At 62.0% G+C, this 23,555-nt stretch carries 21 protein-coding genes; 5 read left to right on the top strand and 16 right to left on the bottom strand.

Going from position 1 to position 23,555, the window contains the following annotated elements:
* Positions 1-316: 316 nt before the first annotated feature.
* The 3 genes from AB0P14_RS15360 to AB0P14_RS15350 are packed head-to-tail and all read left to right on the top strand — an operon-like array spanning position 317 to position 3,200.
* Positions 317-1,150 carry a histidine kinase gene (locus tag AB0P14_RS15360; RefSeq protein WP_363844299.1) on the top strand — a complete coding sequence of 278 codons (834 nt, stop codon included), beginning with the start codon at positions 317-319 and terminating at the stop codon, positions 1,148-1,150.
* A 32-nt stretch (positions 1,151-1,182) separates the two neighbouring features.
* Positions 1,183-1,869, top strand: a complete 687-nt coding sequence (locus AB0P14_RS15355; protein ID WP_363844296.1) for a response regulator transcription factor — start codon at positions 1,183-1,185, stop codon at positions 1,867-1,869.
* Between the two features lie 56 nt (positions 1,870-1,925).
* Positions 1,926-3,200, top strand: a complete 1,275-nt coding sequence (locus AB0P14_RS15350) for a M18 family aminopeptidase (RefSeq protein WP_363844088.1) — start codon at positions 1,926-1,928, stop codon at positions 3,198-3,200.
* A 25-nt stretch (positions 3,201-3,225) separates the two neighbouring features.
* Here AB0P14_RS15350 and AB0P14_RS15345 read toward each other — a convergent pair whose 3' ends face one another.
* Together AB0P14_RS15345 and AB0P14_RS15340 are read right to left on the bottom strand one after the other, a co-directional pair.
* Entirely contained in the window at positions 3,226-3,876 is a 651-nt protein-coding gene (locus tag AB0P14_RS15345) for a DUF1345 domain-containing protein (RefSeq protein WP_363844085.1), read from the bottom strand.
* Positions 3,877-3,883: 7 nt separating this feature from the next.
* Positions 3,884-7,573 carry a TM0106 family RecB-like putative nuclease gene (locus AB0P14_RS15340; protein ID WP_363844082.1) on the bottom strand — a complete coding sequence of 1,230 codons (3,690 nt, stop codon included), beginning with the start codon at positions 7,571-7,573 and terminating at the stop codon, positions 3,884-3,886.
* A 144-nt stretch (positions 7,574-7,717) separates the two neighbouring features.
* Here AB0P14_RS15340 and AB0P14_RS15335 point away from each other — a divergent pair, with 144 nt between their 5' ends.
* Positions 7,718-9,205: a TIGR01777 family oxidoreductase gene (locus AB0P14_RS15335; protein ID WP_363844079.1), complete on the top strand. Its 1,488-nt coding sequence runs from the start codon at positions 7,718-7,720 to the stop codon at positions 9,203-9,205.
* 37 nt (positions 9,206-9,242) lie between these two features.
* On the opposite strand, the gene AB0P14_RS15330 is transcribed toward AB0P14_RS15335, so the two are convergent.
* Genes AB0P14_RS15330 through AB0P14_RS15320 form a run of 3 tightly spaced genes read right to left on the bottom strand, consistent with a single transcriptional unit; the run spans position 9,243 to position 12,207 of the window.
* Positions 9,243-9,941 (bottom strand): hypothetical protein, encoded by a 699-nt coding sequence (locus AB0P14_RS15330; protein WP_363844076.1) that lies wholly within the window; start codon positions 9,939-9,941, stop codon positions 9,243-9,245.
* Positions 9,942-9,963: 22 nt separating this feature from the next.
* Positions 9,964-11,310, bottom strand: a complete 1,347-nt coding sequence (locus AB0P14_RS15325; RefSeq protein ID WP_363844073.1) for an MFS transporter — start codon at positions 11,308-11,310, stop codon at positions 9,964-9,966.
* 9 nt (positions 11,311-11,319) lie between these two features.
* Entirely contained in the window at positions 11,320-12,207 is an 888-nt protein-coding gene (locus tag AB0P14_RS15320; RefSeq protein ID WP_363844070.1) for a LysR family transcriptional regulator ArgP, read from the bottom strand.
* A 64-nt stretch (positions 12,208-12,271) separates the two neighbouring features.
* Between AB0P14_RS15320 and AB0P14_RS15315 the strand changes: the two genes are divergently transcribed.
* Positions 12,272-12,898 (top strand): LysE/ArgO family amino acid transporter, encoded by a 627-nt coding sequence (locus AB0P14_RS15315; protein WP_363844067.1) that lies wholly within the window; start codon positions 12,272-12,274, stop codon positions 12,896-12,898.
* A gap of 4 nt (positions 12,899-12,902) precedes the next feature.
* On the opposite strand, the gene AB0P14_RS15310 is transcribed toward AB0P14_RS15315, so the two are convergent.
* The 11 genes from AB0P14_RS15310 to AB0P14_RS15260 all read right to left on the bottom strand — a co-directional run bounded on the left by AB0P14_RS15310 (position 12,903) and on the right by AB0P14_RS15260 (position 23,461).
* Positions 12,903-13,310, bottom strand: a complete 408-nt coding sequence (locus tag AB0P14_RS15310) for a hypothetical protein (RefSeq protein ID WP_363844064.1) — start codon at positions 13,308-13,310, stop codon at positions 12,903-12,905.
* 77 nt (positions 13,311-13,387) lie between these two features.
* Positions 13,388-14,512 (bottom strand): DUF1524 domain-containing protein, encoded by a 1,125-nt coding sequence (locus AB0P14_RS15305; RefSeq protein WP_363844061.1) that lies wholly within the window; start codon positions 14,510-14,512, stop codon positions 13,388-13,390.
* 133 nt (positions 14,513-14,645) lie between these two features.
* Positions 14,646-15,461, bottom strand: coding sequence for an HAD family hydrolase (locus AB0P14_RS15300; RefSeq protein WP_363844057.1), 816 nt, complete (start codon positions 15,459-15,461; stop codon positions 14,646-14,648).
* Positions 15,458-16,627, bottom strand: coding sequence for a cysteine protease StiP family protein (locus tag AB0P14_RS15295; protein ID WP_363844054.1), 1,170 nt, complete (start codon positions 16,625-16,627; stop codon positions 15,458-15,460). Before AB0P14_RS15295 ends, AB0P14_RS15300 begins: the two co-directional genes overlap by 4 nt.
* Positions 16,624-18,168, bottom strand: coding sequence for a phosphoribosyltransferase domain-containing protein (locus AB0P14_RS15290; RefSeq protein ID WP_363844051.1), 1,545 nt, complete (start codon positions 18,166-18,168; stop codon positions 16,624-16,626). The genes AB0P14_RS15295 and AB0P14_RS15290 overlap by 4 nt, the downstream gene beginning before the upstream one ends.
* On the bottom strand, positions 18,165-19,289 hold the full coding sequence (locus tag AB0P14_RS15285) for an HpcH/HpaI aldolase/citrate lyase family protein (RefSeq protein ID WP_363844048.1): 1,125 nt from the start codon (positions 19,287-19,289) through the stop codon (positions 18,165-18,167). Before AB0P14_RS15285 ends, AB0P14_RS15290 begins: the two co-directional genes overlap by 4 nt.
* A 112-nt stretch (positions 19,290-19,401) precedes the next feature.
* Positions 19,402-20,130 (bottom strand): hypothetical protein, encoded by a 729-nt coding sequence (locus AB0P14_RS15280; RefSeq protein WP_363844045.1) that lies wholly within the window; start codon positions 20,128-20,130, stop codon positions 19,402-19,404.
* A gap of 348 nt (positions 20,131-20,478) precedes the next feature.
* A complete protein-coding gene (locus AB0P14_RS15275) occupies positions 20,479-21,030 on the bottom strand; it encodes a TerD family protein (protein ID WP_363844042.1) in 552 nt (183 codons plus the stop codon).
* On the bottom strand, positions 21,018-21,575 hold the full coding sequence (locus tag AB0P14_RS15270; protein WP_363844039.1) for a hypothetical protein: 558 nt from the start codon (positions 21,573-21,575) through the stop codon (positions 21,018-21,020). Before AB0P14_RS15270 ends, AB0P14_RS15275 begins: the two co-directional genes overlap by 13 nt.
* 35 nt (positions 21,576-21,610) lie before the next feature.
* Positions 21,611-22,804 (bottom strand): toxic anion resistance protein, encoded by a 1,194-nt coding sequence (locus tag AB0P14_RS15265; protein WP_363844036.1) that lies wholly within the window; start codon positions 22,802-22,804, stop codon positions 21,611-21,613.
* Between the two features lie 75 nt (positions 22,805-22,879).
* Positions 22,880-23,461 carry a TerD family protein gene (locus AB0P14_RS15260; protein ID WP_363844033.1) on the bottom strand — a complete coding sequence of 194 codons (582 nt, stop codon included), beginning with the start codon at positions 23,459-23,461 and terminating at the stop codon, positions 22,880-22,882.
* Between the last annotated feature and the right edge of the window lie 94 nt (positions 23,462-23,555).

Below are 23,555 nucleotides of genomic sequence, written 5' to 3'. Positions count from 1 at the left end.
CCCCCGCGTCATGGACGTGGTGGTGGTTTTTGCGTATCTGCTGGCGGGATCAGGAATTTTCCTCAGCGGTGACCTTTACGTCAATCTGAGCGAGCACGTGGTCATCGTCCTGGCCTCGGCCACGGTACTGATGTTCCGCCGCGATAAACCACTGGCAGTGCTGGCGATCGTTTCTGTTTTTGAAGTCCTCAATATTGTGGTGGTACCTACGGCCGGCAATATTGGTGTTGGCATTTGGTTTGCCTTGTATTCCGTGGCCGTGCGGTACAAAGCGGTGATCAGCTTTGCGTTGGGGCTGGTGTCCGGCGTACCGCTGATGGTTTTCATCTTATTTCTCTACCAGTACCCGGCCGGGCTTCTTCCCGAAGGTGGCCCGAGCGCCGCCGCCAGCAATGTCATTTCAGCGATTGTCATCCTGCTGTCAAACATCGTTGCCACTGGAATTGGTGCCGCAGTGCGTAGCCGTCGCAAACATGAAGCCGAATTGCGCCAGTGGGCTGTCCGCACCGCCGAACTGGCCTCCGTGGCAGAACGGAACAGGATTGCCCGGGAAATGCATGACGTGGTGGCTCACTCGCTGACCGTCATGGTGGCACTTAGCGATGGGGCCGCCGTCGTGGTTAAACGTGATCCGGCCAAGGCGGGAGACGTGCTGGGGCAGCTGTCCCAGACGGGGCGCACGGCGTTGGCGGATATGCGCCGCGTGCTGGGCGTGCTGCGCGAAGATGCCGGCAGCATCCGTTCCCCGCAGCCCGACCACACAGACATGGGTGCCTTGATCGAAGGTTTCCGCCAAGCCGGGCTGCCCCTCACCTTCACCCAGTCGGGGCCGCCACTGCCGGAAGACCCGGCACTGGCACTGACCGTTTATCGGATCGTGCAGGAGTCGCTGACCAATGTGTTGCGCTACGGCGCTTCGGTGTCCCGGGTTGTGGTGGTGGTGGAGAACAACCTGATCCACGGCGAACTCACGGTACAGGTCATTGACAACGGCCGCGGGACCCTCGATGCTTCGATTGGGACGGGACGTGGCATTGTGGGTATGCAGGAACGTGCGCGAATCTACGGAGGAACGGTCGACGCCGGACCGGCTCCACGGGGCGGGTGGCTCGTGGCGGCAGTCCTGCATCCTACGGAATGTTCGGAGTGAATTTTTTGAAGGGGGATATTTTGATCAATTCCGTGAGGACGGACAGTCCCATCAAGGTCCTGCTCGTGGACGATCAGCCACTGCTGCGGATGGGTTTCCGGCTGATTCTTGAGGGCGAAGATGACATGCAGGTGGTGGGTGAGGCCTCCAATGGCATTGAAGCGCTGCGGGCTGTAGAGGGCCTGCAACCAGATGTGGTGCTGATGGATGTGCGGATGCCGCTCATGGACGGAATCGAAGCCACCGGCAAAATCAGCGCATCCCCTTCGGAGGCAAGAGTCATCATTCTGACCACTTTTGACCTCGACGAGTACGCTTTTGCCGGCTTGCAGGCTGGGGCCAGCGCCTTCCTGCTCAAAGACGTGGCGCCGTCGGACTTGGTTCACGCCGTGCGGCTCGTGGCCAGTGGTGACGCGGTGGTGGCCCCGCGCGTCACGCAGCGGCTCCTTGAGAACTTTGTTCGCAACAGCCCGCCGCGCCAAAATCTTCATCCCGACCCGTTGCTGGAAGAGCTCACGCCACGGGAACTTGAGGTTGCTCAGTGCATTGCCCAGGGGCTTTCCAATGCCGAGATCGCCCATGCGCTCTTCCTTTCCGAAGCCACAGTCAAAACCCATGTTCGGCGTATTTTGACCAAGCTGCACCTGCGTGATCGGGTCCAAGTGGTGGTGTATGCCTACGAAACCGGCATGGTGGTCCCCAGCAATCCGGACTACTAGCTGGCCACGTAGAGCCTGTGTGCACCGGCCGCCACCCTTCGTGATTGAATCGAAGTATGACTTCTGTGGAACACATCCTGGACCTGCGCGATTTCATTGATGCCTCACCATCGAGCTTTCATGCGGCGGGTGAAGCTGGCCGCCGACTCGCCGGGGCAGGTTTCACGCAGCTGAACGAGACCGAGCCGTGGCCGGTGCACGGAAAATTCTTCATGATCCGCGACGGCGCCATCATGGCATGGATTGTGCCCGAGCACGCCACCGTCACCACGCCGTTCAACATTCTGGGTGCGCACACGGATTCACCATCATTCAAGCTCAAACCGAAGCCCACCACGGGCCGATTTGGCTGGCTGCAGGCCGGAGTTGAGGTTTATGGCGGGCCGCTCATTAACTCCTGGCTGGACCGTGAACTGCAATTCGCAGGCCGCTTGGTGAGCCTTATCGGGGTTGAAACGTTGGTGGCCACCGGGCCGCTGCTGCGTTTCCCGCAGCTGGCCATTCACTTGGACCGGGGCGTCAACGATGGGCTCAAACTCGATAAGCAGCACCACATGAATCCCGTGTGGGGGCAGGGCAATGCGCCGGATGAGGACCTTTTGGGGCTGCTCGCAGAGCGCGCGGGCGTGGATGCGGGCACGATCGGTGGCTACGACATTGTTGTGGCCGACACCCAGCCCGGCCAAGTATTTGGGGCCAACAACGAATTTTTCGCCGCCGGGCGCATGGACAATCTGAGCTCCGTGCATGCGGGTCTAGTGGCCTTGATCGCGGCAGCCCAAGCACCCCTTTCCGGGGTGATTCCGGTACTGGCGGCCTTTGATCATGAGGAGATCGGCTCCGGATCACGCTCTGGAGCCTGCGGTCCCATCTTGGAGGATGTCTTGACCCGGGTGTCGGATGGTTTGGGCGCATCGGTGAGTGAACGACGTCGTGCTTTCGCCAGCTCATTCTGCGTCTCGGCTGACGCCGGGCACGCCGTCCACCCCAACTATTCCGAGCGCCATGATCCCGCCAACCTGCCGGTGCTCAACGGCGGACCGTTGCTGAAAATCAACGCAAACCAGCGCTATGCCACCGACGCGGTGGGCGCGGCAGTGTGGGCCAAGCTTTGCGCCGCAGCGAATGCTCCGTATCAGGAGTTTGTATCCAACAACGATGTTCCGTGCGGGTCTACGATTGGACCGTTGACGGCGACGCGGCTGGGTATCAGAACGCTCGACGTGGGCACGCCGTTGCTGTCAATGCACTCGGCGCGGGAGCTATGCGGAGTGGATGACCCGCTCCATCTGGCGCGCATTGTGCAGACGTTCTTCGGGTCTGCCGTCTAAGCGCGGGCCGCCATCCAAGCGCAAGTCAGGCTGCGAGACTGACCACCAGGTTGATGGTGGTGGCCAGGATTCCGGTACCGAAAACAAACGCCAGCAGACTATGCCGCAGTACGGCCGAGCGCATGGCGCGGGTGGTGATACTGGTGTCGGAGACTTGATAGGTCATGCCGACACTGAAGGCCATGTAAGCAATATCCGTATATTGCGGTGGCGCGTCCTGGTTGAAGCCAATTCCGCCGGGCTCGCCGCTGTAATAAATCGTGGCGTAGCGCAGCGTGAATAGTGTGTGGACCATGAGCCAGGACATGGCTGTAGCGGTCAGCGCGAGCATGGCCAGTAGAAACCGTTCGGTCCCTTGCACGTCCTTGCTGCCCACCATGACGAGCACCACGGCGGCCAAAGAACCCAGCGCTGCCAACAAGATCAGCAGATCGGTGGTGCCTAGACCCGGATCTTCCTCCTGTGCATGGGTGGCCGTTTGTGCTGCATCCATCGGGGCAATTTGCAGCCACACCGTGGCGTTATAGATCAGTGCAGCGACGGCCCAACCCACTGCTGGGGCGTAGACCCAGGCGCCCAACAATCCCATGAGAACGATAGCGGCGGCTCCGCATACCAGCATTGCGGCAATACGCAGTTGCCGGTGCCGGGCCCGGGCCGAGGAATCTTGGTTCATGCTGTGATCATGCCATGGGCGGAGCCCCCGTTGCGGTATCCCCGCGGCACAGGCCGATAAAGGCGCCCAGTTCTGCCATGCCTTCGGGGCGTCCTGGCATGAAGTTGCTCAGTTCGGGGGAGCGGATGATGACGGCCCGCCACTGCCCCCGTGAGACGGCAACGTTGATGCGATTGCGATTCAGCAAAAATTCCATGCCGCGCGGTGCCCCCGACGGGTCCGCGCAGGCCATGGTCACCAACACCACTGGAGCCTCCTGGCCCTGGAATCTGTCCACGGTGCCGACCCTGACATCGGGCAGTCCCGCTTCATCCAGCATCTCCCGGACCAGATTGACCTGCGCGTTGTAGGCGGCCACCACCAAGATGTCCTCCTGGCCCAACGGGAGGGGTTGCTTGTCAGGACCCGGTGTCCATATTAGGCCGAGATGCTCTTTCGCCTGGGCGACCACTTCCGCTGCTTCCTCGGGGGAGGACTGCTTGTTGTCCTTATCGCTCCCCGGGTTTTGGCTCACATAGATGGTTTCCACGCCGGGGGCCTTGCCGGCAAGATGACGCAGGGACGCCGCCGGTGCGGAGAACAGTTTTCCTTCGTAGCTGAGCCTAGACACCGCGGCGCACAACTCGGGGTGCATGCGCCAGGAATCGGCGAGGAAATAGCCCATCTCCTCGGGTAGTGTGGCGTGACCCTTCGATAACCAGCCCAGCGCCGATTCATCCACAGGTGCCGGATGGGAGCCCTGCGTGACCTGTGGCAGTTGCTGCGGATCGCCCAGCAGGAGCAGGTTCTTCGCGGACCGGGCCACGGCCAAGGTGTTGGCCAGCGAGTACTGTCCCGCCTCGTCAATGACCAGCAAATCCAGGGAGCCTTCAGGGACATTGGCGCCGGTCATGGTCCACGCCGTGCCACCGATCAGCGCACCCTCAGGACTGGAGAGGAGCTTGCCGAACTGCTTATCGTCAGTGATTTTCCACGGGACATCGTGCGGGGCAGCGAGCTTTTTGCCCACGCGCTCCGGATCAACGCCGGCTTTTTCAATGGCTGCGCGGAGCATGTTCTCCACCACCGCATGCGACTGCCCCACCACACCGATTTTCTTGCCCTGTTTGATGAGGTTGGCAATGACGTGCGAGCCTACATGCGTTTTGCCCGTTCCGGGCGGGCCCTGAACAGCAAGGTAGGAGTGGTCCAGCTTCAGCACCGCCTCGGTGATGGCACCGATGTAGTCGTATTCGCGGATGCTGTGCCCATCTTCTTGCACGACGGCGGACGGGAGACTTGCGCCGCCGTTGAACCTGGGTGTGGTCTTGCGCAAGATGTCGATGCCCGGGTGATTGGGAAGGTGCGGAAGATTGTTGCCAACTTTTTCGGCCAACTCAGCCAGAGCAGCCTTGATTGATTTGGCGTTGATTGGTTGGTCGGGTGTCAGTGCCATGGGGAGCTGCTTGTAAGGCGGCACCTTCATAGAGGATTTGTCCTTGACGATCAGCGTGGTGAGCTCCGGTGTGGCAGGATCCGAGACGTCCTCCACGATGGTGATATTGAACAGGCCATCGCGCTGTTTTGGATACTCGGAGTCTTCACTCAACCCCTCAGGAAGCGGGCCAGCGATCATGCCAAACCATGATGTGCCAGGGCGGAAATCAGAGCCTTCGGTGGCGGTGCCGGTCACTTTGAGTGTGCGTGTTTCGGTCTTTGCTTTGGGAGTGGCTTTGGCCCAGTCCTCGAGTACTTCTACATCCTGGATCAGGAGCATGTTCCGCTCTTCGTTCCACGATTCCGGGCCCTTCTCCAACCGATCAAAGTGCCCCCACCAGAACTTCTTATCCTCACGGCGGTGGTAGCTCGCCGCGGCAGACACCATGGCGATGGCATTCTCGTCATCACTGAGTTTGTGCGTGCTGTCCTGGGCCGTCAACTGCGCAATATACGCATCCAGCTTGAGCTCACCTTCGGTGGGTTCAAAGCTGCTCGCTTTCGGCTTTTCGTCGTCCGTTTTTGGTAGCTTTCCGCTGCCTTCGGTCCATGTTTCGATTTCAACGGCGGCCTTAATCTCAAATAGCCAGTCGCGCAAGCGCAGGGTCGAGAGACAGTCGTACTCGTTGTAGTCGGAGATGGACGCGATGATCTTCGTGGCTTCTTGTACCTGTTCGGCGTCCCCGGCCAGTCCGGCGTCGCGCGCCTTGCAGTAGTTTGCATAGGCAACCACAGATGCGCCGGCATCCTTAACATCGCCGGATCTGGTGTTCTCGCCCATATAGAACGGCTCTAGTTTCTTGATCGAGTATGAGCTCTCGGAGATGCGCACCGACTGTCGGACGGTATCCAGTAGGTCAACGAGGAGACCGCTGCGCAGCCAATCGTCCACGGTGTCCTCGGCCGCCTTGTCGCCGTGCAGGATTGCCAGATTGCGCAGTGCTGACTTCTCATAGGGTGCGTAATGGTAGACGTGCATGGCGGAGTCTTTTGCGCGCCGAGCTTCGACGTAGGCGATGAAGTCCTTGAAGGCCTTGCCCTCTGCGGCGCGGGAGTGCGCCCAAAACGGCACAAATTTCTCCGGTGTTCCGGCCGGAGCAGCTGGGTCTGGAGCCTCGATGGAGCCGAAGAGGTACTCAAGTCCCCACTTTTCGCTCACGGCATCCTGCCAGAGCGGATCGCCCTCAAAGTCGAAGAAGATGTCCCCGGGGCTTGGCTTTGGCAAACGACTGATGGTCGGCAGGACCTTGTAACTGACGGGGTGGGCGCCGTCGCCCGTGCCCGCGGTGACTGTCTTGACATCAGGTTCCAGCCCGAGCTGCATGCGAGCCTGATCGCGCAGACGTACCAGCGGACCCTTGACCTGGTCTTCAGGCAGGTCCGCCAGCGCCTGGACCGTGGTGATGCCTTGCGCCATGAGCTTGCGGCGCTGGGAGCCGGTCATGCCATTGACCAGCAGTAAGTCCTGATGCTCGGCCACCTGCTGCGAGCAGTAGTCACAGCGCCCACAATAACTAATGCCGTTCTGCAGCCAGGCAACGGGCAGCGGTTGGGCTCGGTGCGCGGCAGTGAGAGCCAGAAACCGTTCCCGGTGTTCACGGAAGACGGGCAGCAAATCCGCCATCGAGTGGTTGCTGTGCTCCCTGTTGCCCAGCACCAGCGTGGCCACGGGTGCCACCGGAATCCCGTACTTCTCCAGCTGATCCCCATAAGCGGCCAGCTGCAGCAGCGCGCTGACGCGAGCATGGCGGGCCAGTTTGGTGTCGTGGACGGCGTACGAGCCGTCGTCCTGTTTCATCAGGAAATCCGCGAATCCCACCATTGAACCGTCAAAGAACGTGGCCTGGAAAACCACATCAGCACCTATCCGCAGCGCCTCCAGCGTTTCCTCACGCTTGGCGTCGAGATCGGCCCACGTGGGGGCGGCAGCTTTGCCGTCCGGACCCTTGGTGCGCTCAACAACCTTCACGCCTTTCCCCGTTGCCGCATCCCACTCGCCGAACTCTTCTTTGTATTCATGCAGGATCTTGTCCTCGAAGGCGTCGCCCAGTTTAGCGGCGCGTTCAAGCATCTCGTCCTTGGCGAAGCCCGGCTTGGTGGTCCGACCGAGCTTTTCATCCAGAATCCGCAGCGTCCGATACTGGCATTCGCTGGCCGTCACTAGGTCCGACGCCGAAAAGATCAGCGTTTTGTTGCCCTCGGGGGAGTCAAGCAAAAACATTGTGTGCCTTCCGTGCCGTACCTAGTAATTTAATGCAGCGTTGCTGCTCTTGAATCTAGCAAGGCCCACCCACATTGCCGCTTTCGCGGTGCGCGCTGGGCAGCATGTGAGGCAAGATGGGGGTGACACAGACTTGGAGAAGCCATGCCCACGTTCCGTTATGACACGATCCTTCCCTACCCTCGCGCTGAAGTATTCCGGTGGTTTACCCGGCCCGGCGCGCTGGTGCGGCTCACGCCGTCGTTCTTTGGGACCATTCACGCCGAACCCAGCGACGGCATCAATCCAGGTTCGACGGCGGTCATGGGAGTAGGCCTGCCGGGCGGGCTGGGGATGTGGCTGGGATCCGCGGCTGGAACGGTGCGCGGCATACTGCCCTTTGCCCCGGCGCGTTTGCCGTGGGCTCGCCCGGAGATTCGTTGGCACGCGCTGCACACCGAATTGGTGCCCGATGTCAGCTTCACCGATGTCATGGACCAGGGGCCACTGGCATCGAGCAGCCACACCCACACCTTTTCCGACGGTGAACCTGGCACCACGCTGATGCACGACGAGATGCGCTTCGAGCTGCCAAAACTAGCCCGCGGAAGCTGGACGCACCGGCAGATGCAGGGCGAACTTGGGCGCATGTTTGCCTTCCGTGAGCGGCAATTGCAGGCTGATCTGGCGTTTCATGCCGCACATGCGGGCGAGCCGCAAGTCATCGCGGTCAGTGGCGCGTCGGGTTTACTGGGCCGCCAGATTTGTGCGCTGCTGGGCGGCGGCGGACACACGGTGTTGAAATTGGTTCGGCATGCGCCGCGGGCCAATGATGAGATTTTCTGGGACCCGGACGCTGGCGTGATCGACTCCGCCGCGCTGGCCCGCTGCCACGCTGTGATCCACCTGGCCGGGCACCCCATCGGTGGGCGGTTCACGGAGGCCAACAAGGGGGCCATTCACCAGAGCAGGGTTCGCGGCACCGGGTTGCTGGCCAAGACTCTGGCGTCTCTAGCGTCCGACGGCGTGGCACGCACCTTGGTCTCCGGCTCCGCCGTGGGCTACTACGGCGCGGATCCGCACGCCTCCACTGAGGGTCGGCTGCCCGCGGCACTCGTGGAGTCCGATCCTGCTGGCAGTGACTTCCTTGCCAAGGTCTGCCAAGACTGGGAAGCCGCGTGCGCGCCAGCAGCCGAAGCCGGGGTCAGGGTGGTCAATGTCCGCACAGGCATTGCGCTCTCTGCCGGTGGTGGCGTTTTGCAGCGGCTGCTCCCGCTGTATCTGGCTGGCGTGGGTGGCCCGCTCGGAGAGAAGCAGTGGCAAAGCTGGGTGGGGATCGATGACATTACCGGGATTTTTGCCCACGCAGCACTGTCACCGGAGGTCAACGGCCCGGTCAACGGCGTTGCGCCACATCCCGTAACAGCAGGCGAGTTTGCGCGCATCCTGGGCCGCGTACTGCACCGTCCCGCCGCGCTGACGGTTCCGTCCATTGGTCCAAAGCTGCTGCTAGGGACGCAGGGAGCCGCTGAACTGGCCCTCGCCAGCCAGCGCGTTTCCGCTAAAAAGATCCAAGATTCGGGATACGAGTTCCGTCACACGGACCTCGAATCGGCCCTGCGCCACATTCTGGGCGCCAAAGAGTCGCACTGACGGGCGGCAAACGGGCGGCAAAAACTACGGCAGAGCATCAAACTCCGGGGGCGAATCCTCTTTTGCGGCGCCCATTGGCGTTGATCCACCACGCTATTCCGCCAATGGTCAGGCCGCCCCCGAGCAGGAGGCCAGCGATTCCCACCATGATGCCGCCGATGAACGTGAAGACACCAGTGAAGAGAGTGGTGAATTCAGAACTTTCGGTGATGACGGCGTCGACCGTTTCGGTGTCGTTGGCGTCGAATCCTTCGGCGCCGGAAGAGTTGCTGCTGGGACCGGAATAGCGGGGCCCCGGGGTGATGGTGATGGTGTAACTGCCAGCCTGCTGCGCGGAGAAGGAAGCAAAGGACTGTGCCTTGAAGCCGCCTAGCGTGCTACTTCCGCTGACCTCGGATCCCCGGACGGTCACGCGGGCGCCATCCGGACCGATGACGGTGACACTCTTACGGTCCAAACCAAATTGCCCATTCGGGCTCTGCTGGACTTCCCACAGATCGTAGGACAAACCACCAGGGGAAGTGAACTCATGGTCTTCGTCCACCGTCAGGCCGGCAAGAGCTCCGCTGCCGGGCTGACCCTGGGAAGTAATGACGTTCAGTGGAAGGGTCGAGACCATTGAGGTGATGGCGAAGATCAATGCCACGAGTCCTATCAGCAGGACGGCGATGCCGCTGAAGGTGAGAATTTTGGGCCCGGTGGTCGATGCTGGTTTGGGTGGAGGAGGCGGGTACATGCCCGCCAGATTACCAGCTGGCCTAGCTCACAGCATCGGTGACGTGCTCGATGGTGGCAGGATCCGGCGTCGTTCGCCAAGCGCGCACGCCGAGTGTGACCATGACGATGAGGACCGCCAGCGCCATCATATTGACCCAGAAAAATCCGCCGGCCGCCAACACTGGCCCGGCCAAAGCGGCCATGCCAGCGGCAGCGAAGTTCATGGTCATGTCATTGGCGCCCTGCAGCGGGACACGCAAATCTTCAGGTGCGGACTGATTCAGCAAGGACGATCCACCGATCAAACATGCCGACCAGCCCAACCCCAGCATAGTCAGCGCCATCGACATCAGGACCGGATCGTTGCCCTCCGAGACGATGGCCCCCAGCGTAATGGCGGCCAGGAAAATGCCGCAGCCGAGCATGACCACGGGCATCGCACCGAGCCTGTCCACGAGCCAACCAAATAGCGGGCTGGCAGCATACATGCCCAGAATATGGAGGCTGATGACAATACCGATGATCTCCAGCGAATGCCCATGCGCGTCCATGGCTACGGGGGTCATCACCATCACGCCCACCATGATGGCGTGCCCGCCCGTGACTGCCGCGAGGGCAAAGAGCGCTCGTGGATTGTGGCTCGCCAGCCGAAGCGCCCGCCACGCGCCATGGCGCTTCGCCCTTTTCGCCCGGTTCTTCGGCTTTTCTGTGCTGGCGGGGGAGGTTGGCTTGGCTTGTTGGGGAGCGGACGACGCCGGCCCCGCTAGTGCCGTAGCTGTGTCACCTGCCGCTGTGCTGGCTGCCGGCGCCACGAAGAAGACGGCAATGACGAGCGCTGCGGTGATGAAGGCGATCAGGGAGAAGACAAAGGGGCCGGAGAGTGGCACCAGGCCCAGCGAGATGCCGAACAATCGGCCAGGTTCGGACAAATTGGGTCCAGCCACCGAGCCGATAGTGGTGGCCCAGATAACGATGGCCATGGCGCGGCCCGCTTTTTCTGGGGCGGCACCGTCAACGGCGGCGTAGCGTGCCTGCAGCCCGGACGCCGTGGCCGAACCGAAGAACAACATGCCGGCCGCCATGAGCCAGAACTGACCCAGCGAGGCGGCCAGCAACACTAGTCCGGCACCCATGGCACCGAGCGCAAAGCCCGTGCTGAGAGCCCAGCGGCGCCCGGCCCGAACGGCGAGGTTGGCCAACGGTACGGCAACCAGCCCCGCGCCCAGAGCCGACGCCGTCTGCACAAAACCGGAGGCCGCCGTCGTGCCTGCCAATTGAGCGGCCAAGATTCCGCCCACGGCAACTCCCGAGGCGACACCCACGCCGGACAGCAATTGGCCAACAACCAGCACACCTTGGTTGCGGCGCTGACGGTCAAGAGAAATCATAAGTGGATCCTAGCCGAGGGCCTGGGCGGCGGCTTGGGCCACGGCCGCCGAGAGCGTATCGAGTCCTTGCGATTGGACCTTCCAGCGCTGCCAGAATAGCGGGATTCGGGAGAGGCGTCCGGGGATTAATTCCACGAGGTGGCCAGAGCGCAGCCCGTCCCGGCAATGGGCCTCGGGCATGAGGCCCCAGCCCAGTCCGAGCTTCACGGCCTCAGCGAATTGGATAGTGTCGGGGATGAAATGTTGTGTGCCGGAGCGGCGCCGGCCGGTGACTTGTGCGAAGAAGTTGTCTTGGAGGGTGTCGCTGCGGTCGAACTGGACGGTGGGGGCGGCTGCGAATGCTTCGGCCTTGAAACCGTTTGGAAACCACTTTTGCATGAAGCTGACGGAGGCAACGGCCCGGTAGTCCATGGTGCCCAGCGGGGTTGAGGAGCAGCCCTGAACCGGTGTTGCCGTGGCGGTGAGGGCGGCCATGACCGCGCCGGAGCGCAGCGAATTGACGGAGTGCTGTTCGTCCTCGCGGACCAGTTCCAGGCTCATGTTTCTCTCTGGCGGCAGCAGGGCGAGGGCGTCCATGAACCAGGTAGCGAGGGAATCGGCGTTGACCACGACGGCGATGGATCCGTGGTTGCCGGTGTTTAGGCCCAATTCTGCGGCCGCATCGTCTTCTAGCTGGCGCAGTTGCCGGGCGAGCTTGTGCACCACGTCCCCGGCTTGCGTGGCGGTGATGGGCGTGCCCCGGAGCAGGAGGACCTGTCCGGCAACGTGTTCCATGGCCTTGATGCGCTGCGACACTGCCGAGGCTGTGACGTGCAGGCTATGGGCAGCGGCATCAAAAGTGCCGCTCTCCAGTACCGCCAGAAAGGTCCGGAGTTGTTCTGACTGAAACCTGATCATTAGATTTCCTTAGGTAGCATGAAAAACATTAGCTGTACTGTTGATGTTCAGTCTAGTAGTTTCAATGCTTGTGACTACACTGAATATTTTTGCCACCCTGGCTACCGGGCTCGGCGCCGGCTTGGCCCTCATCATTGCCATCGGCGCTCAGAACGCTTTTGTGCTGCGGCAAGGCATTCGTGGCGAACACGTCGGCTTGGTGGTCTTGGTTTGCATGCTCAGCGATGTGGTCCTGATCGGCGCGGGAATCTTTGGAATTGGAACCGTGATCGCTGCGGTGCCTGCCGTTGTTGTGGTGATCAGATTGGGTGGAGCTGCCTTTCTGATCGCCTACGCAGGGCTTGCCGCTAAACGCGCATTCCGCCCCGGGGTGCTGACTACCGGGGACCGGCAGGGGAGCCTGAGCCGCAAAGCAGTCCTGGTCACTGCCCTAGCGCTGACCTGGCTAAACCCTCACGTCTATTTGGACACCGTGCTGTTGCTGGGAACTCTAGCCAACCAACACGGCGAATTGCGCTGGTGGTTCGGTGCAGGAGCTGCTGTTGGGAGCATCATCTGGTTTAGTGCCCTGGGGTACGGGGCAAAACTCTTGCGGCCCATTTTTGCCAAGCCCGGTGCGTGGCGCGTCTTGGACGGGCTGATTGCCGCCATCATGCTCTTTCTTGGTGTGAAGATGGCCTTGGGGGCGTGACGGCTCAGAGCCAGTCCATCTCCACTTGCAGGAATGACTCTGCAGAACGGATTGCCCCGGCGAACGCTTCTTCTTCCGTGGGAGATTTCTTCGGAGTGCGCAGATACCACTCGTGGAGGTTCGTATGGACCCGGGTGACACCTCCGCCTGCAGGGGCATAGAAAAGGGCAAAACGCTGCACTGGCCATTCAGCAGAGGTCTCGATGCCCACCAGCAGGGCAGCACCCAACGCCGGGTTAAACCATTGGGCGATAGGCCTGCGTCGGTCCTCAAAAAACAGTCCGGCAGCGTAGCGGGCTGCCACCACCGGGCCCATTTCGGCGCTCAACCTTTCGCGCCACAACGGCAGGATCACCGTGTCATGACGCTGCCATACAGCTGGGATCAGCGGCTGGTCGCTAGGGGAGCTCACACTTTAAGTCTAGTCAGAACTACACGGGGTGCCAGAGCTGACTTGCGCGGCGGCGGCACTCCAAGTTCCCTAGACGCTTATTCGCAGCCCACCCCGTCACCATCACGATCAAACTTGGACTGGAACCCCGGCTGGCCCACACGGATGGGTGCCGCTCCAGCAGCCCGGACTGCGGAGCAGTTCTGGTAATAAGGCGCTGGGGCCGGCGCTGGTGCTGGTGCCTGGACCAACGGAGCCGGGGCCGGAGCCGGTGCCGCCGGCGCAACGGGTGCCGCCTCCACTGCGGGCACCGGCGCAACCGGGGCAACAGGGGGCAAGGTAACGTGTTCAACTGGTGGCGCCGTCTGGTTCGTCGGAACCTCAACGCCAGCGCACCCGTCCAACACTTTGGCCATGGCGTCATGTTCGGCCTGGGTTACCCAGAGTTTGTAGGTGGCCTTGACGGAAATCTGCCGAGCCACGTAGTCACAGCGATAGCTCTTGTTCGGCGGCAACCAGGTGGCGGCGTCGCCCGCTCCTTTTTGCTGGTTGCTGGGACCGTCAACGGCCAAAAGGTTCAGTGGATCATTGGCGAACGCGGTACGCACCTCCACGCTCAGCTGCTGCGCTCCCTTCTGCCACGCGTCGCTGAGGGCCACCACATGGTCGATCTGGACCGCACTGCTGGTCGCGGAGCCGCGCACAAAATCAATCGTGGTGGCTGTGTAGGGGTCGGCCAAAATACCGGTGAGAACCAGGCAGTCGCGCGTGCCGGGCTTGAAGGTTTTTGCGGTCAGGTCCCGATCCAAAATGTCATTGCGGGTATCGCAACCATTGCGGTCCACATCCGCCCACGCTTGCCCAAACATGGCCCGGTCGTAGCCGGTCTTGGGCGCTCGGCCCTTGACAGGCAGCGTCGCCAACACCTCAAGCGCCTTCGCGGCAAAGGCGGGTTGCTGGTTCGACGCCAGATCGGCACCACCGGCATCGGGGACTTCCTCACCGTCGAGGGGAGCTACGTCATCTGCAGTGGGGGTGGAACTCGGGGTATGGGTTGGTGTGGTGCTCTGAGTTGCGCTCTGTGCTGACGCGGCCGACGCCGGCGCCACCTCAAGCGTCGCTGCGCCACCGCACGCTGTGGTCATCAGCAATACGGAAGCAAACAGCGGGATCATGATGAAATCGACGGCCCCAAATGAGCGAGTCGGGCGTGGTACAGACAAGACGGAGATCTCCCCAAGCTAGGAACAGCGGTAATTTCCAGCCTATCGGTGAGTACTGACATTGCTTTGCCACGACGGGCCCACTACTGACCTTTCGCGGCCTGACCGGGAGGGGACGGCGGGAGATGGTGAGCTAGGCTGCGGTGACTTCGGCCAGGATCTCACGAAGGATCTCCTCGCCCGCAAGAACCCCGCGCACCGAGGTGAGACGGAGCTGCTCAGCCATGTGTCCGGCGTCGTGCAGTTCTCCATGAATGGGACGGAAAGCGAGCTGGGCAACGTCCAACATGCCCGCATCCAGCAGCGAATCGCCGGCTGCAATGACGTTCTCGGTACCTGTCCGGCGGATAACTTCTGCCAAAGCCGCCGCCTTGTTGATGGGTTTTGGAACGCAATAGAGCTTGCGGCCTTGCACCGAAACGCTCCAGCCTGCCGCGTCACACAACTCGACGAGCTCCGCCAAGAAGGCGGAGGGCATGGCATCCCGGTCAATGATGGCGTAGGCAAAAAGGTCCTCGGCGCGGCGCAGTCGCAGGATCCACGGCGCGAATTCCGGCTTGGCCAGATGCGCTTCAATCTCTTCCAGGGGCGCGCAATCTGCCGCCATGTGGGCCGTGAGCTGCGCACTCCACGCGGTGTCCGGCGCACCGTGATGCAGCAGCACCCCGCCGTTGGAGGTGATGGCGTATTCGGGGACCGGACCGGGCAGCTGAACACGTTCGTACTGGGCCTGTGTGCGCGTGGTGGCGGGAACAAACGTGGCCGCCGCTTTGACGCCAATGAGCAATTCTTCGGCGGCGCGCGTCATGAACGACAGCGGAGCGCCCTCATAAACCTCCACCACCACCATCGCGGGCGCATCCTTATCGGCACCACTGAGCCAGAGCGAGTTTTTGGAGTAAATCAGCGTCCGGTCAAGGTCGCAGGCAACAACATGGGGGGTGCTCATGCGTTCGGCACGGCCTTTCCGTCGGCGCCCACGGCGCTCTTGTCGAACTGCGGATGGATCAGCCCGACGCAGCTGTACGGCAGGCCCGGGACTTCCTCCACAGGGGTTCCACGCTGTTGGGCTAGCAACAGTACATGTGCGACGTCGGTCATCGCCTCAGGATTGACCAGCACCTTCCACGGCACTCGGCGCAGCAGCACGCGGGTGGTTTCGCCCACCCCGGGCTTGACCAGATTCACGTTGTTGATGCCGTACTCGGAGCTGATCCGTTCCACGGCCTGCCAACCGATCCAGCTCGGTTGCGGTGCTGCTGCCTGGTGTTCGGCGGTCAGGCGCAGTACCTCCGAGTGGATGCGCTGGAAGTGCGCGCCAATGGCGTTCAGGAAGTCATTGGAGACATCGTTGGGAGCCAATTCCGCATAGAACTTGGCGCCATGGAATTCGTGCGGGCCAATGTGCTCCACGTTGTAAACGGTGCGCGAGACCAGCCCCGAAACCGTGGAATTCAAGCAAGCCGAGGGGATCAAATAGTCCTCGCGGGTGCCGAACATGGATACGCAATGTCCGGGATCTGCCAGGACGGCAAGATCGTCGGGGAAGCGGGTGCCGGAACTGGCGGCGAAGTCATCCAAGGCAGCCGTGAGCTCTCGGGAAATGGCGCCCTTGCCGGTCCAACCATCCACAAAAAGGATTCTATCCGGATCAAAGTTGGCAGCCAGATACCGCAATGCCGTTGGGTCAAGGCCCACACCGCGCACAATGCTCATGGTGAAATGTGGCAAATCCAGGCCGTGAATCTCCTTAGCCCAACGCCGCATCAAGATGCCAATGGGGGTGCCCGCACGGGCCAGCGAAACCAGCACGGGCTGGTTGTTGCGGGCGGCCAGCGCCAACTCCGTCACCACGCCTACGGCTGTGGCAATTCGCTCACCCGCACGCTCCACAGCAACTTGGTACAGCTCCTGGTATTCGGAACTGGGCGAGTACTCCACCGGCAGCGATTCGGCGTAGCTGGCGGCACCGGACTGGATGGCACGCTCCCGCTCCGCGGTGGGTGCTTCCAGCTGTAGATGGCTCAAATCCTTCAGTAGCCAGGTGACCTCTTCGGCCGCGTAGGAGCCAAAATCCGGCCCGGTTAGGGGTGTTGGCAGGGCAGGCAGGCTCATGGAGCATCCTCTGTTTGGCTGGGGTGTGTGGGGGTCGCTACTGTCTGGCTGGGAGCGGCGTGGCTGGGAGCTGCGGCTGTGGGGGAATCAACGGGAAGCAGAACCACCACTGTGTCATCACTTGCTGCGGCCAGCACCACAGTCAGTGGGGGAAGGCCCGGGACTGAGCTGTGCAGCAGCTGCTCTCGGTCCGTGCCAGGTTCAGGGAAAGCCACAATGGTTCCGGGCCGTTGCCCAGAACCCGTTAGGTTGTAGGCAAAGCGGGGGCCGGGGCCGTCGTTGGTGAGATCGTGGCTGGCGAAGCTCAAGGAGCCAGCAATGGCGTAATCAGCCCGGTCGAGGGGAGCGATGGGTGAGCGCGTCGTGGTGGAAAAACGCACGTCATCGTCCGGGCGCAATCGGTCCAAGACCTGTGCCACGGCTAATGGCAAAGACATGTTTTCTTCACAGCCCAACACTGCGAACGGACCCTGGCAGCCGGTCCTAGCAAGTTGTTCAGCCAAATGCCCGGCAATGGCCTCAACGGTGGCCGGCGGAGGTGGGGCGATGTTGCCAAAGCGGTCGCTGCGCACCGGGGCAATGAAACCGGCATCGAACTCAAGGAAGGACACCCGCCCGGCAGCTTCCCCGGCAGTTTCGTCGGTGGGCTCGGTAGATTCCGCGGCAGGCATTTGTTCCACTAATTCTTGGCCACGGATGAGCACATCGTCGGGAAGCTCGATCCATCCCGTGCCCAACGCTGTCACCTGGATCTGACAACCCAACTCCGTCGCCAAGGCGTCGAAGCGAGCCCGGTCGGCGGCGCTGCGGAGGTCAATGAGTGCGGCCACTACGTAAATCTCATGCGACGTCAGGGCATGCAGCTCGCGGATGGTGTTGATGACGGTGGAACCGGTGCTGAACTCGTCATCGACCAGAACCACCGGCCCGCTCGTCGCCAACCACTGCGGATCCGTGGGAACCATGGCGTGCGATGTGGCGTGTGAATGCCCCTCCTCAAACCCGGCCACCGACTCCACCTCGGGCGTGGCATGCCGGGTTGAATGGATGTAATAGGCGCCCAGTGCATTAGCCACCAACCGCCCCAAACCCGTGGCCGTTTCGGCGTAGCCAATCACGACGGCGTCTGGCGCCTGTGTGCGCAACGACGCCACCGCGGCGGTGAGGGACGCGATGGCCGCCTGCCGCTGTCCGGGCCGTTCCCGCAGGGCTGCGGTGAGCAGGTCCGCGGCCGAGGCAATGGCCTCGGCGCGGGCCGATTCCAGAGGTGGGGTCCCGGCGTCGTGCTTCAGGGTGGAGAGGCAAGCTGCGACAAACGCCCCCAGCAGCTCGCCGGCCGCGATGACCAAACCCGGCTCGGTGGGCACATGCTTGGCCAACACCCGGGAGACCAGCAGGTGGGCGCGCTTGGGGTTGCGGCGCAGGGCCAGACCCACCAGATCCTCGATGGCAACGGCACTGGAGGGGTCACTGTGGATGGCGACGTTGAGTTGATCGGCAACAAAACCGCCGCTCCAGACACTTACGCCCGGCTCACTCACGCCATGCTCGCTTCCAGCAGGTCGACAAAACTAATGTTGGCGGCGGCCACACCAAAGGCGTCGGCGCGCAGCAGGGTACGTTGCGCCCAGGCCTGGTGCGGCTTCATCTCGTTCATTTTGTTGCCGTAGGGGGAGGCCGCGGCGCCGCCGTTGGTGTTGCCGGCGATGGCCAAGGCATCCAAATATTCTTCGTGACTGACCACGCTCATGGAATGGACCAGGGCCACGTGGGTGGGGTGGATGACAGTTTTGCCGAGCAGTCCGTTCGCAAGATCGAGCTCGATCTCCCGAATGAGGGTGTCCAGGTTTGCCGTCATGATGCGTTGACGGAGCTCAATTTCCTGGGGGCCCACGAACGGGGTGACGCGCAATTGTGGGCGCAACACGCGTTCGGTGTTGGCGAAGTGCTCCCAGACGGGGCCGGAGATGACGAAGCCGCCGTCGGGCCTGCCCAATACGTTCACAATGTCGCCAATGACGCTGGCCACCACGTTGACGTCATAGATGGTTAGATCCCGTGAGCGGCGAAGGCCAAAGGCGCTGGACATGTCCGTGGCGCCAATCCGGACCGAGAGGATATCCTCTCGGTTGGCGGCGAGCAGCGTGTAAATGTTGGTCAGCGCGGCGGCCCGGGTCTCGATGTGGATCACGGACGGTGATTCCAAGATGGGCATGACACGCAGCCTGCGAGTGTTGCTTGAGTGGTTGCCGTCCAGGCCCAGCTCGGCCTGAATGATGTGCAACACTTCGAGGAAGGCCGCAGCTACCCCTGATTCGTTATCGAACTTAGGGATCACAAAGCCGGTCAGTACGCCTGTGGCGGCGCCGGCCCGGCGGCCCACCGAGAGCATCTGTTCGGGCGTTCTGACCCGGACGAAAAGCAGCGGCAGGGCCTCGTCATATTCGGCGAGGACTTCAAGCGTGGAGACCACGTTGTCCTCTGCGCTGGCTACATCCGCATCGGGGATGGAGTCCTCCAAACACAGCACCATAGACACGCAGCCGAGATCGCGCTGGCGCAGAATGTCCTTGACTAGATTCGGCCGGTTAGCGGGAGTATATAGCGTCCCGCCAAGGGCAACGGCCTGCAGCTCGGGCGAGCTATGAGCCGTCAATTCCACAGGTAGACGATGAAAAAGGGTAGAGGATTGGAGCGCGGTCAAGGAGCGAAAATGTCGCATTGGCCCTTTCAAAGTAATCCTGAAATAAAATATGGCCCGCGAGGCATATGCCCTAGCGCCCGTAGGCGGAGGCGGGCGCGCTATGCGTCATGGACAAGTCGAACTCGTGCCAGATCTGCTGGTCGGTCCAGGTATGAGGCACCGGCTCCGCCCGCATCTCTAGGACGTTGCCGATCCTGTGTAGCAACATCACCATCTGCGTGCCATCGGCCGCAGGTGGCAGCGCCACGGATTCACCGGAGAATAGCCGCACACCCATGGCGGCACTGCTGCGATTGATGAACACGGCCCGGCGCAGTTCACGCACATGGCGCAAGGAAACCAGCGCATCGCGGCCGTGGTAACCCACCAATTCACGGTTCCCGGAAGTCATAACGGAGGTCCCGGCCTTGTGGCCATCCACCGTCGCTCCGCCGGTCACCCGGCGCACATCCTCCCACGCAACGGCCGTGCTGCCGCTGACCACCAAGGTGCCCACCGACGATTCCAGCACCGTCAGCCTGAGCACACGGTCCACCAGGTTCAGCTCGTAGATGTCCCGGATCCCGGGGGCCGGGAACAACAGCCGAACCTCATGATCCTCCAGCTTCGCCTTTTCTCGCTGTGCTGCCAGTTTCTTGGCACGGGGACTCGTGGACGACGCCGGAGCCGCACCTCCCAGGACCAACCCGGACGGGCTGGTCCTGGGAGGCGAGGCTACGCCGGAAGCCGCCTGTGCGGATGGTTGCGACGTGGGGCGGGCGGTTGCCGGCGCGCTCGGTTGCAGACGGGGGGCAGCCACCGGAGCAGGCTGGCTGGAAGACGGCGGCTGAGTAGGCTGACGCAGCGTCAAGGAAGGCCCTGAGGATGACTGTGCGGGTGCAGAAACCTGGGGCCGGACCGAGGGTTGCGCGGGTGCAGTGGCCGGTGTCGATGCGTGGCGCAGAGTCAAGGACGGTCCGGACGATGGCTGCATAGGTGCGGCGGGTGCGGTCGCCGGGGCTTGCCGAGGGACCTGTGTCGGCGACTGTGCCGAGGACATAGCCGAGGTAACGCAGGGCTGAACCGGTTGGGCTGGGCCTGGTTTGATTCGGCGACGCAGAAACGGCAGGTCGGTGCGCGGAGCTGAAGGATTATTCACGGTGAGGCCCTACAGGCTGATTCCGTAGTCCTTGGCCACTCCGGCCAGACCTGTGCTGTAGCCCTGCCCCAGTGCACGGAACTTCCAGTCCTCGCGGTGCCGGTACAGCTCACCAAAGATCATGGCCGTGACTGAATCCAGCTGGCTGACGGCCAGGTCAAAGCGGACCAGTTCGCGGTTCTCTGCCGTGGCCACACGAATGTGGGCGTTTCGTACCGCGCCAAAGGTGCCCTGACCACGAAATTCGGGGTCCACATAAGCCAGGAAGATGATCTTGGAAATGTCCGCCGGGATCCTGCCCAGCTCGACATCGATCTGCTCCTGATCGCCGGAGCCCACAAAGGTCACCGAGGCATCGGCACTGGCAAGCTGGTTGAAGTACACCAGGTGCTCATTGGAGACCGCCTTGCCATCTGAATCGCACATGATAGCGAAAGGGACCAGCTCGGCCTGGGGGCCGCGGCTGGGAATGATGTCCCACCCCATGGCCACAAGGACCTGATCCAGGCCCGGATTTTCAGCCGTTAGGGCCGCGTTGGCCCCTGCCACTAGTGTTGCCAAGACTGGCCCTCCAAACGCAATGGGTCCCTCTCTGATGCTGGTTGTTGAAGCTGCAGGGCAGCATCCTGAGCGGAGAATTTATCCGCCAAGAAGCGGCCGTGGGTAGATAGTTCTTCCACCGCGCCAATGCGGATCTGGTTGAGTAGATCCGCCAAAGTTTCCTCCAGCGTGGCCAATTGCTCGGCGAACATGAAGGTTGCCGACGATTCCTCGTCGTGGTGTGCCGGAGGTAGCGATAGGTACGACTGCAACGGCGTAGGGACGTAACTACAAATCATGGCGTTGAGCAGGACGCGCTGCTCCGTGGAACAGCCCCTGATGCTAATGTCCGCCACTGCCTCACGCATGAGGTCGCCCAAATGGCGCAACTGTGAAGTCAGCAAGGGAGGCAGCCTGCTGCCGGATCGGCGCACGGCGGCGCGCAAACTGTCCACGGAGGCACCCATTTGGGCAATTTCCTCCGCGACCGGGTCAACTACCGGCGGGGCAGGTACTTGGGGCGCCTGGCCTCCGCCGAACCTGCCCCCCACAAAACGGCCAATCATCGCATTACCCTAGTTTCGTCGTCGTACGTTTTAGCCTACTCGCGTTCCGACTGGCGGGAGCGCTCCAAGTAAGGCTTGGCCCGCTCCAGGCCGGCTTCCAGGGCTACCACGGTGCCTTCCATGTTCTTGGCGGCCGAGGCGCGGAAGGTGTCGATGGCGTCCATGGTTTCAAAGACGTTATCAAAGGCCTTCTGCAAGGTCTCCACGCTGACGCCGGATGTTGACGCCTGCTGGTGGATGCGGACCGTCTGATCCTTGAGCATCTCACTGGTCTTGAGAATCATGTTGTTGGTGGTGGTGTTGATGGCGTCAATCTGGTCCAGCACCATCTTCTGGTTAGCCAGGGCCTGGGCCACGATCACGGCAGTGCGCAGGGCCGAAATGGTGGTGGTACGGGCCCGGTCAACACCCTTGATGAGTTCCAGGTTGTTCTTACGGATCAGATCCATGGCTAGGTAGCCCTGCACCGAAACAGCCAGCTGCGTCAGGATGTCCTGGTGGCGCTGGCGGATGGGGAACAGCACATCGGCTTCAAGCTTCTGCGCCTGCTCAACCTGACCCGAAGCGCGGGTAGAGTCGATCTTCTCAACACAGGCAGCGTCCAGGGCCTTGGCGAACACGGCGTACTCGCTCAGGCTCTGCATTGTCTCCCAGAGCTTGACCTTTTCCCCGGCCAGGCTGGCGTTGTCCTTGAGGAGCTCGTCCTGGCCAGCCATGAGCGACTTGATGATGGCATCGAGCTGGGTCTGGGCGGACTCGTACTTCTGGAAGTACTTGGCCAGCTTGTTGCCACCCGGAATGAAACCGAGAATCTTCCGGCCAACGGTCAAATCTGCGTTGTTCGGGGTCAGATCCTCCACCGTGCTGCGCAGATCATTCAAAGTGCCCGCAACCTGGGCTTGGGCGCTGTTGCCACTCTTCTTGGCTCCGGCAACAGAAGTTGAGGAGCGCTCCAACATGCGGCTGGAAGCATTCGAGGAGTTGGTCATTTCCGAACCGGCCAGCTTGGAGATGCCATCAACCTTGGAGGTGAACTCGGGGCTGCGGGCATCGAACGTGGCGATCTCGGCGATGTAGTCCTTGGCCTGACGGTTGATCTCGGCCTGGCGTTCGGCAGGCACCGGAACCATGCCGGGGGCTTCTTCAGCCGCGACGATCGCCGGAGCGTCGGGGGCTTTCAGTACCAGTGCGGTTTCGGTTTCGGTGGGCGGGGTCAAAGGTGAAGTCATGGTGAGATCCAATTTCCAAGTAGTTGGAGGTTGTTGAAGCGTTGCTGAAACGGAGAAGGCCGAAACGGTGAGGGGTCAGCCCAGAGGGACGCCGAAGTCGGTGGCGATGCCGGCCAGCCCGGAGGCGTAGCCCTGGCCTACGGCCTTGAACTTCCATTCGCTGCCATTACGGTAGATCTCCGAGAACAGCATGGACGTCTCGGGAGCAGCATCTTCGCTCAAGTCGAAGCGCACAATTTCCTGCTCGTTGCCTTGGTTGACCACGCGGCAGTAGGCTCCGCGAACCTGGCCAAAGTTCTGGCCTCGGGCTTCGGCTTGATCGATGGAAACCACGATGACAATGCGTTCTACATCTGCGGCAACCTTGGTCAGATCGATCAGGATCTGCTCGTCATCACCTGCGCCATCGCCAGTGCGGTTGTCACCGAGGTGAGTCACCGAACCGTCCTTGGCAGCAGGCTGGTTGTAGAAAATGAAGTCATCGCCGGAACGGACCTTGCCGGATGCGGCGACCAGCAGAGCTGAGGCGTCCAGGTCAAAAGCCTCACCCGTGGTGGTGCGGGGATCCCAACCCAAGCCAATGAGTGCCTGTTGCAGGCCGGGGTCGGTCTTGGTCAAAGAAAGGTTGTTGCCCTTGGCAAGCGAAAGTCCAGCCATGAAATCGCGTCCTTACATTGTAAATGGTTTGTGAGCTGCCGGCGGGTTGCCGGTTACCGTCAAAGCGGTGTGGTGCGCGGATTCCTCCGCGCAC

The organism is Specibacter sp. NPDC078709 (genome assembly GCF_040686795.1).
Taxonomy (GTDB): Bacteria; Actinomycetota; Actinomycetes; order Actinomycetales; family Micrococcaceae; genus Specibacter.
Note: the sequence above shows the minus strand (reverse complement) of the source record. Positions and strands in the feature narration are given on the sequence as shown.